Genomic DNA, 12,498 nt, shown 5'->3' with positions numbered 1-12,498 from the left:
GATTTTGACGTGGCACGTGCTCGGCTGCCGGTTGATTAGACCCGTCCGACGGATCCGGCTGCCGCGGCCGGAGGATCAGGAAACAGGAGAGGGGCGGGGCATCACGACGGTGAGACGCGTACCGTCCGTGGTTCGCTCGGTGGCCCCGGTAAGCGGTCCGACGGCGGCGGCTCAGCCGGCCCGCAGGTCTCTGCGCTGAAAGGCGACTACGGCGGCCGCCGCGAGAACGAGCGCCCCGGCCGTCATGGCCAGCGCGGCGGGCCGGTCCCAGTCGTCGCGCGGAACCGCGCCCACCCAATACAGCGGCGACAGCCGCCTCGCCCACTCGGGCACGTCGAGCATGTCGGCGCGCAGGCACACGACGATGCCCCAGCCGACGAACAGCCACGCGACGGCGACCGCGCGAGGAGTCACCGACTGCAGCACGACGGCAGCGACCGTGATGAGCCACACCGCCGGCAGGTACGCGAGGGTCGCCGCCACACCGTCATCGAGATAGCCGAGGTCACCGAAACCGGCCGCGACTCCGAGGCTGGTGCAGACGCCTGTACAGATCAGCAGGATCAGCGACCAGGAGGTCACCAGCCAGGTGCCGGCACCCCACCAGCGTCGTCTGCTCACCGGGCTCGCGAGGGCGTATCCGACACGGCCGGCGGTCTCCTCGGCAGCCAGCCATTGGCTGAGCTGGATCGAGGCCGCAGCCGCGAGGAGCGCGTTCATCTGAACGAACAGCGACAGGGTGGCGTCGACGCTGTCATCCTGCGTGAACCCGGCCAGCGCGTTCAAGACGCTGATCTGCTCGGTCAGGTATCCGAAGGAGAAGGCGAACAAACTCGTCCCGATCACCCAGCCGAGACAGACTCCGAGCGAGAGCCGGGTCAGCAGACGCAGCGGCGTCCTCATCCAGGATGGCGCCTGAGCCGGCCCAGGGCGTGGCGGAATGAGCCCGGCCCCTTGATCGCGGTGAGCGGCCACGACACCGGCGATCAGAAACGTGACCGCCGCCGTCGACGCCATGGCGAGCCACGGCCACAGCGGCGGCTGGTCCGCGAACGGGCGGATCTCCGCCAGCCAGGACTGCGGATTCAGCCAGGTCAGATCGGCGCCGCGGGCGTCGACAACGGCACGGGCTAGGTAGCTGACCATCCAGCAGGCGATGGCCAGGACATACGAGGTGCGCGCATCCCGGCAGCACTGCGCCACCAGGGCGCCGACGCCGGTGAAGACCAGCATGAACGCACCGAGACCCCCCGCGTACAGCAAGGATCCGGGGACCGGATAGTCGAGCGTGATCAGCGCGGCGGCGCTGAGCGTAGAGGTCAGAGCGGCGGTGAGCGCGGCGGCGGTCAGCCCCGCGGTGGCCGGGGCGAGCCGGTGGACCGGACCTGCGGTCAGGATGTCGAGCCGGCCGGTGTCCTCGACGCTGCGGGTGAAGCGGATCGCCAGGTGCAAGCCGATCAACGGCACGATGATCAGGGTCAGATAGCCGAGCTCGTTGGCCAGGATGCCGCCGAGGGTGTCCAGGTTGTAACCGCGGCCCTGCAGAGCGGCGCTGCTCTGGGTGCCGACGTAAGTGGCTGCGTAGGCGTCGCGCTCGGCCTGTTCGGCGTAGTTGTTGCTGATGCTGGACGCGCTGGTGGTGACGAGCGCGCAGACGGCGACGGCCCAGCCGAGGATCTGGGCCGGCGCGGTGCGCAGGCTGACGGCGACCAGCCGCCAATACCCGGTCACGCCGGGGTCCCCTGGCTGACGGGCGTGTCAGCGCGGAAGTTCGTCAGGAACAACTCGTCCAGGCTCGGGGGTTCCACGGTCAGCGCCGTAGGGTCGGCCGCGGCGACCTGCCCGACAGCGCTCGCCAGGTCCGTATGGTCGACCCGGAAGCGGGTGTGCACGCCGTCCGGCTGCTGCTCGGCGGTGAGATCCACGACGCCGTCGAGGCCGGCCAGCCGCGGCACCGGGGATCCTGTGATGGCGGTCACCGTCGTCAGCGTGTGGCTGCGCAGGTCGGCCAGGGTTCCCTCGCGGACCATCCGGCCGCCGCGCACGATGCTCACCCGGTCGCAGAGAGCCTCGACCTCGGACAGGATGTGGCTGCTCAGCAGGACGGTGCGGCCGTCGGCTTTGAGTTCCCGGACGCACTGCTGGAACACGTGCTCCATCAGCGGGTCGAGCCCGGAGGTCGGCTCGTCGAACAGGTAGAGGTCCGCGTCGACGCTCAGGGCGGCGACCAGGGCGACCTTCTGCCGGTTGCCCTTGGAGTACGTCCTCGTCCGCTTGGTGGGGTCAAGCTCGAACCGCTCGATGAGGTCTGCGCGGCGCTTCGGGTCGAGGTTGCCGCCCTGCAGCCGACCGAGGATGTCGATGCAACTGCCGCCACTGAGGCCCGGCCAGAGTGCCACATCGCCGGGAACATAGGTGAGGCGGCGGTGCGCCTGCACGGACTGCTTCCAGCAGTTCAGCCCGAAGATCGTGGCCTGTCCCGAATCCAGCCTGATCTGGCCCAGCAGAGCGCGGATCGTGGTGCTCTTGCCCGCGCCGTTGGGTCCGAGGAACCCGTGCACCTCGCCCTGCCGAACGGCAAGGTCGAGGCCGTCCAGGGCCTGTGTCCGCCCGAACCTCTTGCAGAGTGCTTCCGCTTCAATGGCGTGCATTCTGACAGGATGACACAAGTTGACAGTCTCTTTCAGTATGAAAGTGTGAGTCAGGTCACTGGCTGGCTCCGTATGCTGGCGGGATGTCGATGAGCCTGCGCCAGCGCAACCGGATGGCCGTGATCCAGGCGGTGCAGGACACCGCGATGGACCTCTTCGACCGGCGCGGATATCACCAGGTGACGGTCGACGACATCGCGCGCGCGGCAGGAGTCTCCGCCTCGACCTTCTATCGCTACTTCGGGACCAAGGAGGGGGTCTTCACCATCGACAGCTTTGCCGCGGTGGACGTGGACGTCTTTCAGGAGATCGTCGACCTGGACGATCCTGCCGCGACCATGGAGCGCCTCGCCGGTGGTTCCGGGGAGAACGAGCCGTGGCGGGGGATGCGCTATGTGATCGAGGAGCCGGTCGTCCGGGCCGCCGTGTACGCGACCCTGGACGAGCTCGTGGAGCGCTTCGTCCCCGTGCTGATCCTGCGCGGGAACACGCCGAACCAGGCTCGGGTGCTGGCCCGCGGCTACCTCTTCGGGGTCTATTTCGGCGCGCTGGAGCAGTGGCATCGCGACGGCCGCAGCCGCCCGATCGGTGACTACGCCCGCGAGGCGATGGCGGCGCTGGGTGGCGCGGCGAGTTAGCCCGCCGGTCGCCCCGGGCTCTCGGTGCCGCCAAGCCGGGCGTTGACGAACCCTCGGAAAATCGATAACTTTCGATCTAAAGGGTGGTGGGGCTGGGTGGCCCCATCCGTCAGGTGTGCACCGGTGGCGGTCATGCCGGCCCGCCGGTCGGTGGCTGCGCACCCCAGGATCTATTCGTGGTGCTCCAGTGACCGGACGCGCTCGAGTAGGTCCGGGTGCCGGTAGATGAAAGCGCGATGAACGCGTGCCATCCGGGCGACGTCGCTGACGGTGACGCCGTCGCCCTGGGCGGCGGCGAGTTCCACTGCGTCGAGCACTCGCTGGCGACGCCGGGCGGTGTCGGCCCGGCGGCTGGCGACCATGGCGTCGGCGTTGGTGGCCTCGAAGTCGGCGGGGCCATTCATGATGACCACGTCCGGTGCCGGGGAGTGTTACCCGGTGTCCGGGCGCGGCTCGCGGTGTCGCCGCGCTGTCGCGTGGCCGCCGGCGCGTGGATGGTGGCCGGGCAGCGAAAAAGGCAGGTCATGGTGACCTTCTCGGAAAGATGGCCGGTGGGCTCGATACCCATCGTCGTCGCGGCCGCGGCGCGCGTGCAGAGCACAACAGCCCGGCGGGTAGGACCTTCGGCCAGCCGCAGCGGGACCGTGGTCGCGCCGGCCTGCCGGCTGCTTCGAGGGATCGATACCCGGAAGTCGCCCGAAGGTGCCGCTGATCACCCGGGGCGCCCCGCAGTGTTGTCCGCTCGCTGCCGCTCGCGGCCCGGTTCACGCCGCCTGCGACGGCACCCCGCCTGCCGCGTCAACGGCTTCGAGGGGCTGGTCATCCTCACTCACGGGAACCGAATCAGCGCATCGTCCATTCAGTCCGGATAACACGATGACCGGTCTTCAGGGAAGCGCATCCGGGGGCTCCACGGCTCTGTGTGGTTGCTAACGGATGGGCTGAACAGGCAATAATCCGTCTTTAATGATCTTGTCGCGCATGTCGCGGACGTTTGTTCGCCGTGTTGGAGGGCTGCGGAAGATCCAGCCACAATGGCTGTGTGTAAGTGTGACGTAACGTCAGGTAAGCGTGGCGTCTCGGTGGTTCACGGCGTTGACACTCTCCGTGGACATCGGGAGTCTGTCGGTAAGGGTGTTCGACCCGACCACCATGACTGTCCTAAATGGATTTTGTGCGGATGCCTGCACAAGACCGGCCGGCGAAGCGGCAGCGATCTCGTCCGGCATGCAGCACCGTGCTCTGCTCACGCCCTGCTCGTACGAGCAAGGCGCAGGATCTTCGCTTTGGGGGAGCGATGAGTTCCATCGACCGACGCTGTCGGACATCTCAAGAACCGCTGCGCCACCGCGCGTGGTGGCGCGTCGAGGGCACCGTAGCCGGGTGCGCACTGCACCCAGGACCGGCTCAGAGCGATCATTCCCGGCCAAACCTTCCGGCTCGCTGACCTTCGGCACACCGGCGGGGTCGCCTGGGAACCGTGCCCGGCGGGGACCATGATCGCCGACGGTGCCGCCAGCCCGCGTCGCCGTGCCGGGTCTCTGTCGCTGATCCTGCGGCGACGCTGACGAAACAGCCACGTCCTGGCGCCCCGGCGGACAAGGGCGGTTTCACCCTGCCCGGCTGGTGCTGCGATCTGTCCTCCAACCGTCCCTGGCAGCACAACGTCGTGCGGCCGGCTGGCCGGCAGCGACCGGCGGTGGCTGCCACGGCCGCGTCCGACACGATGCCGGGTCCCGTCCGTGGCCAGGCCCGACCGCCGTACCGAGGAGCCGAGATGAACGTCCTGATGATCACCGAGTCGTACTTCGGCAACACCAGACGCGCCGCTGAGGCGATCCGCGTGGGCCTGCAGTCCCGCGACGCCACCGTGACCATCGGCGACGCAGCCACCGGACCGGCGCTCACCGGTGTCGACCTGCTGATCCTGGGTGCCCCCACCCACAACATGGGGCTACCGAAACCGGCGTCGCGTCGCCAGGCCCACGAGAAGGGCGGCCAGGCGAGCACCACCGGCGTGGCGGAGTTACTCGAGGCGCTGCCCGGCGATCTGGTCTGCCGGGTGGCGGTGTTCGACACCGTCACCGGCACGGGGTTCTTCGCCGGCTCCGCGGCGAAGGCCATCGAGAAGCGACTCCGACGCCGTTCCGTCACGGTGATCGCCCGCACGAGCTTCCTTGTCACCTCGACGCAGGGCCCGCTCGCCGACGGCGAGGTGGACCGCGCCGAACAGTGGGGGGCCTCCCTCGCCTGAGAACCCCGGGACGGTGGGCGCCCGGGCAGCTTCGCACGGCCTGTCCTCTGCATGGCAGGACCACCCGCACGAGATGGAGATGTGGAAATGACGGGGGCTTCCTCCAGCCAGACGCTCATCGACCGCTTCGGCGCCGTCCTGCTCGGCCGCGCCGACCGCCCGCTCTACCGATTCCTGACCGATGAGCAGGACCAAGTCGAGTCGCTCACCGGCGCGGTGCTCGACCGGCGTGCCCGCGCCATCGCCGTGTCGCTGAGCGAACACGCGGCCGTCGGCGACCGGGCTCTGATCCTGTACCCGCCGGGCATCGACTACGTTGCGGCCTTCTTCGGATGCCTCTACGCGGGAGTGGTGGCGGTACCGGCCTATCCGCCCGAACCAGGCCTCGTGCCCCGGATGCTTCCCCGCCTGCTGAACGTGATCGCGGATGCCGCTCCGGCGGTGGTGCTGGCCCCCGCCGCAGCCACGGCGATGGCGAGTCAGATCGCGGAGCTGGCACCGCAGACGGCTGCGCTGCCGTGGCTGGCGGTCGACGACGTCGACGAGTCGACGGCTGCTAACTGGCGCCGGCCGGGCGTGACAGGTCAGGATCTCGCCTTCCTGCAGTACACGTCCGGTTCCACCGGGCGGCCCAAGGGCGTGATGCTCAGTCACGGCAATCTCCTCGCCAACCTGGCGGCCATCGAACAGCGCATGTTCGACGACACCGAGCAGAGCAGCGTCATCTGGCTGCCGCCCTACCACGACATGGGACTCATCGGCGGCCTACTCGAGCCCGCCTACCGCGGGTACCCGGTGACGTTCATGTCACCGCTGACCTTCCTCAAACGGCCCATCCGCTGGCTGCGCGCCGTTTCCGAGTACCGCGCGACCCACAGCGGCGGCCCGAACTTCGGCTACGACCTGTGCGTATCCAAGATCTCCGAACAGGAACGCGCCGGCCTCGACCTCAGCAACTGGCAGGTCGCGTTCTCCGGCGCCGAGCCGGTACGCGCCGAGACACTGGACCGGTTCGCCCGAGCCTTCGCCCCGCACGGATTCCGCCGTTCGGCGTTCTACCCCTGCTACGGGATGGCTGAAGCATCTCTGCTGCTCACCGGCGGCGCGCTCGCCACCGAACCGCCCGTGCTGCGGGTACGCGCCGACCTGCTGGAGCAGAACCGTGCCGAACCCGCAGCGCCCGGTACGGGCACCCGGAGCCTGGTCAGCTGCGGGCAGATCATTTCCGGACATCGGCTGGTGATCGTCCATCCGGAGACGGGAGCCCCGTTGCCGGATAGGCAGGTCGGCGAGATCTGGGTGTCCGGTCCCAGCATCACCCGCGGATTCTGGGCCCGGCCTGAGGAGAGCGCCGAACGGCTGGAAGCCCGCCTGCCCGACGGCGACGGCCCGTTCCTGCGCACCGGCGACCTCGGCGTCCTGCACGACGGCGAACTGTATGTCACCGGCCGGATCAAGGATCTGATCATCATCGCGGGCAGGAACCACTATCCGCAGGACATCGAACGCACCATGGAGCAGGCGCACCCGGCCCTTCGCCACGGCGCCGGCATCGCGTTCGCGGTGGACTCCGGCGAGGCGGAGCAACTGGTCGTGGTGCAGGCAGTACGTGGTGCTGCCCGCGCCTCGGCCGAGGAGATCTTCACCGCCGTCCGAGCGGCGATCGCCGAGCAGCATGGTCTGCAGGTCCACGACATCGTCCTGGTCAGGCCGGGCAGCATCCCCAAGACGTCGAGCGGCAAGCTACAGCGCTACGCCTGCAAACAGGCCTACCTCACCGGCACGCTCGACGCGGTCGAGCGATGGAGCGCTCCCTCCACCCGCGCAGACCCTTCGCAGCAGCTCAGCACGCCGGCCAGCCCACCGAACGGCGACGCGGCCGCGGCATACCAGACACGCTTGATCGAAGAACTCGCCGCGCGCCTGCGGGTAGCCCCCCAAAGCCTCGACCCGCGGATGCCGCTCGCCAGCTATGGGCTGCAGTCGGTCGAACTGGTCGGGATGATCGGCGAACTGGAGCGGTGGACCGGCCGTAAACTGCCGGTCACCCTGGCCTGGGAATACCCGACGGTCGACGCCCTGGCGACGTTCCTGGCCGACGGCGCCGACGCGACCGGGCTGTCATCCACCCCGGCGGTGACCGAGCTCGGCACAGAGCCGATCGCGATCATCGGAGTCGGCTGTCGCTTCCCGGGCGGCGCCGACGGACCGGACCAGTTCTGGCAGCTGCTCACCGAAGGCCGCGACGCGGTGACGGAGGTCCCCGCCGACCGCTGGAACGCCGAGGACTTCTTTGACGAGGACCCCACCCAGCCTGGGAAGACCACCACCCGGTGGGGCGGATTCCTGCGCGACGTCGACCGGTTCGACCCGGCGTTCTTTGGGATCTCCCCGCGTGAAGCCGCCCGCATGGACCCGCAGCAGCGGCTGCTCGCCGAGGTCGCCTGGGAGGCGCTGGAAGATGCGGGCATCGTCCCGGAGCGCCTCGCCGGCACAGCCACCGGCGTGTTCGTCGGCATCGCCACCAACGACTACGGCCACCTGCAGTTCCAGCGGCACGACCAGATCGACGCGCACACCGGAACCGGCAACGCGCTCAGCATCGCCGCCAACCGCCTCTCCTACCTGTTCGACCTGCGCGGACCCAGCCTGGCCATCGACACCGCCTGCTCGTCCTCCCTGGTCGCCGTGCAACAGGCCTGCACGAGTATCGCCCAAGGCGACTGCACACTCGCCCTCGCCGGTGGCGTGAACCTCATCCTCTCCCCGGCGCTGGCCATCAACTTCGCCAAAGCAGGGGCGATGGCCCGCGACGGGCGCTGCAAGACGTTCGACGCGCGCGCCGACGGCTACGTCCGCGCCGAGGGCGCCGGCGTGGTGGTGCTGAAGCCGCTGTCCGCGGCCCTGCGCGACGCCGACACCGTCTACGCCGTCATCCGCGGCGGCGCGGTGAACCAGGACGGCAGGACCAACGGCCTGATGGCACCCAACCCGCGCGCCCAGGAAGCGGTCCTGCGCACCGCCTACGCACGAGCAGGAGTCGCCCCGCACGAGGTCGGCTACGTCGAGGCGCACGGCACCGGCACCCTGCTCGGCGACCCCATCGAGGCGAAGGCACTCGCGGCCGTGACCTCCGTGGGCCGCGACCGCGCCCGGCCCTGCCTGGTCGGCTCGGTCAAGACGAACCTCGGCCACCTGGAAGCCGCCGCCGGAATCGCCGGCCTGATCAAGGTCGCCCTGATGCTGCGGCACCACCGGATCCCGGCGAGCCTGCATTTCCGCGACGCCAACCCGCACATTCCCTTCGAGGACCTGGCGCTGCGGGTGGCCGACACCGCACAGCCCTGGCCGGCCGCCGACGGTCCGGCACTGGCCGGCGTGAGCTCATTCGGCTTCGGCGGCACCAACGCCCACTTGGTTCTGCAGCAGGCTCCGCCACCGGCCGCGCCGCAGAAGAACAACCGTCCCGGCGTCCACCTGCTCACCGTCTCCGCACCGACCGAACAGGCGCTGCGTGAACTCGCCGCCCGGCACGCCACCCAGCTGAACGCGCCGGACGCGGACTCCATCGTGGCGCAGTACTGCGCCACGGCCGCGGTACGCCGGACCCACCACGCCCAGCGACTGGCCTGCGTCGGCCGATCAGCGGCCGAACTTCGTGACGGTCTGGCCGCGTTCGCGCGCGGTGAGGACCACCCCGCCGTGGCCCACGGCGCCCAGAGCACCGGCGCCCGGTCCCGCGTCGCGTTCGTCTTCTCCGGCCAGGGCCCGCGATGGTGGCCGCTCGCCGCCGACCTGCTCGACCAGGAACCGGTTTTCCGCGACGCACTGGAACGCTGCGACGTCTCGCTGCGCCAGCATGTCGACTGGTCGTTGATCGGTCAGCTCACCATGGCACCGGAGCGTTCCCAGCTCACCGACCCCGGTGTGGTGCAACCCGCCACCTGTGCGCTGCAGATCGCCCTCGCTGCCCTGTGGCGCTCATGGGGCATCGAACCGGACGCGGTGGTCGGGCACAGCGTCGGGGAGATCGCCGCCGCTCACGTGGCCGGCGCACTCGATCTCGACGACGCGCTGCGCGTCGCCCTGCACCGAGGCCGGGTGATCCGTGCCGTGATCGGCCGGGGCAAGATGGCCGTCGTCGGCGCCACGTTCGACCAGACGCAGCGGATCCTGGACCGGCTCGGCGACGGATCGGTCTCGGTCGCCGCGAGCAACAGCCCGACGTCGACGGTCATCTCAGGCGAGACCGCGGCGGTCGAACGGCTCGCCGCGACCCTCGACGAGCAGGGAACGTTCTGCCGGATCCTCGAGTCGGTCGACTACGCCTCCCACAGCCCTCAGATGGACCCGCTGCAGGACGAACTGCGCGAGGCGGTCGCCGGCCTCACCCCGCGCCCGACAGCCCGCACTCTCGTCTCGACCGTCACCGGGCAGATCATCGAGGGTACGCAGTTGGACGCCGGGTATTGGGCGACGAACCTGCGCCGACCAGTGTTGCTCGACAGGGCCATCGACGCCCTTCTTGATGCCGGACACGACTACTTCGTCGAGATTTCCGGCCATCCCATGCTCGTCGGCGCGCTCACCGAAAAACTCGAAACCCGCGGATCGCAGGGAACGGCCGTCGCGTCGCTGCACCGTGATCATCCCGACCGTGCCGCGCTGCTCGGCGAACTCGGCTGGCTGTACCGCGCCGGCCTCCAGGTCGACTGGACGCGCCGGTACGGAGCCACACCGCCGATCGTGCCGCTGCCCGCCTATCCCTGGCAGCGTGACCGTCACTGGCTGCCCGACATCGAGCAACCAAACCCCCAAAGCCCGCACCAACCGGCGCAGGGAACGCCTACGCCGACCTTCGCCGCCGACGAAACGCTCTGGCGAAGCGTCGAGCAAAATGATCTGGAAGAACTTGCCCGTGTGCTGCGCATCGCCGGGACCGACGAGCGCGACGCCCTCGCCACCGTACTCCCCACCCTCGCGGCCTGGCATCGCGACAGCCGCGACCGGCACACCGCCGACGCCTGGCGCTATCGGATCGACTGGACCCCGACCGCCGGTCCGGCGCAGCCGGCTGCGCTGCCCGGCACCTGGCTGATCGTGACACCGACCGGATTGATCACGGACGAGCTGACCGGATGGGTACGCGCGGCGATCACCGCGCACGGCGGCACCGTCGTCGAGACCGCCGTCGCCGAGGACGCCGACCACACGGCCCTCGCCGCAGCGCTCGACGGCCCGGCCCGGCAACCCGACCTGCGCGCCGTCGTGTCACTGCTCGCCCTGGACGAGACACCCGTGCCCGACCACCCCGCTCTGGCCCGCGGAACCGCCCAAACCCTGGCACTCGTGCAGGCGCTGGGCGACCTCGGCGCGACCGCGCCGCTCTGGCTTCTCACCCGCGGCGCCGTCGGCACCGGACCGCACGACCCGCCCAACCGACCGGTGCAGGCGCTGACCTGGGGACTGGGCCGGGTGGCCGGCCTGGAACATCCCGAACGCTGGGGCGGCCTCGTCGACGTGGCCGGCCCGCTCGACGCAGCCGCCGGCGATCGGCTGGCTGCCGCCCTGAGCAATCGCGACCATGAAGACCAGATCGCGGTGCGACCGACCGGGCTGCTGGCCAGGCGGCTGGTCCGGGCGCCGTCCGACGACTCCGAGCCGCCCGCGTACCGGCCCGAGGGGACCGTTCTCGTCACCGGCGGCACCGGTGCGCTCGGCGCCGACCTGGCGCGCTGGCTCGCCCGGCGCGGCGCCCGGCACCTGGTCCTCGCCAGCAGACGAGGCCCCACAGCCCCCGGCGCGGCGGACCTCGAAACGGAACTCACGAAGCTGGGCGCCCGGGTCACCCTGGCCGCCTGCGACGCAGCCGACCGGGACGCCGTCGCCGCACTGCTGACCGGGCTGGAAGCAGACGGTGACCCGGTCCGTGCCGTGTTCCACATCGCCGGTGACGTCTCCCTGGTGAAACCGCTCGTCGCCACCACCACCGCAGAGCTGGCCCAGGTGATCGCCGGCAAGGACGCGGGCGCCCAGCACCTGCACGACCTGCTGCCCGGCCCGCTCGACGCGTTCGTGCTCTTCTCCTCCATCACGGGGGTGTGGGGCAGCGGCCGCCAATGCGCCTACTCCGCCGCCAACGCCTACCTGGACGCTCTTGCCGAGCACCGCCGCAGCCTCGGCCTGACGGCCACCGCGATGCAGTGGGGCCCATGGGCAGGGCGGGCCCACGACGAACACGAACACGAACTGGCCCGCCGAGGGCTGCGTCTCATGCCGGCCGGCCCGGCCCTCGTGGCGCTGGACCGCGCCTTGGGCCGCGACGAGACCACCCTTGTCGTCGCCGACGTCGACTGGTCGCTGTTCGCCCCCGCCTACGCCGCGGCACGCCCCCGCCCGCTGCTCGACGACCTACCCGACGCGCAGCAGGCGCTCCAGTCCGGCAAACCCGCGCCGGAGGGGGACAGCCGGACCGGTGAACTACGCCGGGCTCTGCTCGCAGTGGAGCCCGGACGGCGGCGCCGCACCGTCCTCGTCGATCGGTGCCGGCAGGAGGTCGGCCGGGTACTGCGGATGGACCCGGCCCGCGTCAACGCCACCGCGCCGTTCACCAGCATGGGCCTGGACTCGCTGATGGCCCTGGAAGTCAAGAAGGGCCTGGAGACCGCCGTCGAGGCCGCCCTGCCGGCCACGCTCGCCTGGCGCTACCCCACCATCGACGCGCTCGCACCGTTCCTCGCCGAACGGATGGGGATCCCGCTCGACGCGCCGACCGCCGCCGGCCCCGCCGTGCCGCCGCCAACCACCGGGCACGGCGAGCCGGAACTCGACATGGACGGGCTCAGCGACGACGACATCGCGGCGCTCAGCGACGGCGACGTCGAGGCGCTTCTGCTGCAACGACTGGAACTGCTTGAGGAAGGCCTACATGACGCCGCCGAGGAAAGGGCCTGAC

The 12,498-nt window shown here is 70.4% G+C and carries 6 protein-coding genes; 3 read left to right on the top strand and 3 right to left on the bottom strand.

The genetic code is table 11. The annotated features are described in order from the left end of the window. Positions 1 to 171 precede the first annotated feature (171 nt). Together AB0E94_RS22755 and AB0E94_RS22750 are read right to left on the bottom strand one after the other, a co-directional pair. Positions 172 to 1,731: a hypothetical protein gene (locus AB0E94_RS22755; protein WP_360329141.1), complete on the bottom strand. Its 1,560-nt coding sequence runs from the start codon at positions 1,729 to 1,731 to the stop codon at positions 172 to 174. Continuing rightward, the gene (locus tag AB0E94_RS22750; RefSeq protein ID WP_360329140.1) at positions 1,728 to 2,651 is read right to left on the bottom strand and encodes an ABC transporter ATP-binding protein; all 924 of its coding nucleotides are present in this window, start codon (positions 2,649 to 2,651) and stop codon (positions 1,728 to 1,730) included. The genes AB0E94_RS22755 and AB0E94_RS22750 overlap by 4 nt, the downstream gene beginning before the upstream one ends. Before the next feature lie 83 nt (positions 2,652 to 2,734). On the opposite strand from AB0E94_RS22750, the gene AB0E94_RS22745 reads away from it, so the two are divergent. Further along, on the top strand, positions 2,735 to 3,289 hold the full coding sequence (locus AB0E94_RS22745) for a helix-turn-helix domain-containing protein (RefSeq protein WP_360329138.1): 555 nt from the start codon (positions 2,735 to 2,737) through the stop codon (positions 3,287 to 3,289). A gap of 170 nt (positions 3,290 to 3,459) precedes the next feature. Here the strand turns inward: AB0E94_RS22745 and AB0E94_RS22740 are convergent, their stop codons facing one another. Continuing rightward, positions 3,460 to 3,693, bottom strand: a complete 234-nt coding sequence (locus tag AB0E94_RS22740) for a hypothetical protein (RefSeq protein ID WP_360329137.1) — start codon at positions 3,691 to 3,693, stop codon at positions 3,460 to 3,462. Positions 3,694 to 5,066: 1,373 nt separating this feature from the next. Between AB0E94_RS22740 and AB0E94_RS22735 the strand changes: the two genes are divergently transcribed. Then, positions 5,067 to 5,543 carry a flavodoxin/nitric oxide synthase gene (locus AB0E94_RS22735; RefSeq protein ID WP_360329135.1) on the top strand — a complete coding sequence of 159 codons (477 nt, stop codon included), beginning with the start codon at positions 5,067 to 5,069 and terminating at the stop codon, positions 5,541 to 5,543. An 87-nt stretch (positions 5,544 to 5,630) separates the two neighbouring features. After that, positions 5,631 to 12,497, top strand: a complete 6,867-nt coding sequence (locus tag AB0E94_RS22730) for a type I polyketide synthase (protein ID WP_360329133.1) — start codon at positions 5,631 to 5,633, stop codon at positions 12,495 to 12,497. The last annotated feature ends 1 nt before the right edge of the window (position 12,498 follow it).

It is taken from the genome of Actinoplanes sp. NPDC026670 (genome assembly GCF_040638175.1).
GTDB lineage: Bacteria > Actinomycetota > Actinomycetes > Mycobacteriales > Micromonosporaceae > Actinoplanes.
This window is presented reverse-complemented; position numbering and strand designations above follow the sequence as displayed.

Coding starts and splice junctions, on each gene's coding strand:
- AB0E94_RS22750 (WP_360329140.1), bottom strand. CDS start 2,651: ATGCACGCCATTGAAGCGGAAGCACTCTGCAAGAGGTTCGGGCGGACA.
- AB0E94_RS22745 (WP_360329138.1), top strand. CDS start 2,735: ATGTCGATGAGCCTGCGCCAGCGCAACCGGATGGCCGTGATCCAGGCG.
- AB0E94_RS22740 (WP_360329137.1), bottom strand. CDS start 3,693: ATGAATGGCCCCGCCGACTTCGAGGCCACCAACGCCGACGCCATGGTC.
- AB0E94_RS22735 (WP_360329135.1), top strand. CDS start 5,067: ATGAACGTCCTGATGATCACCGAGTCGTACTTCGGCAACACCAGACGC.
- AB0E94_RS22730 (WP_360329133.1), top strand. CDS start 5,631: ATGACGGGGGCTTCCTCCAGCCAGACGCTCATCGACCGCTTCGGCGCC.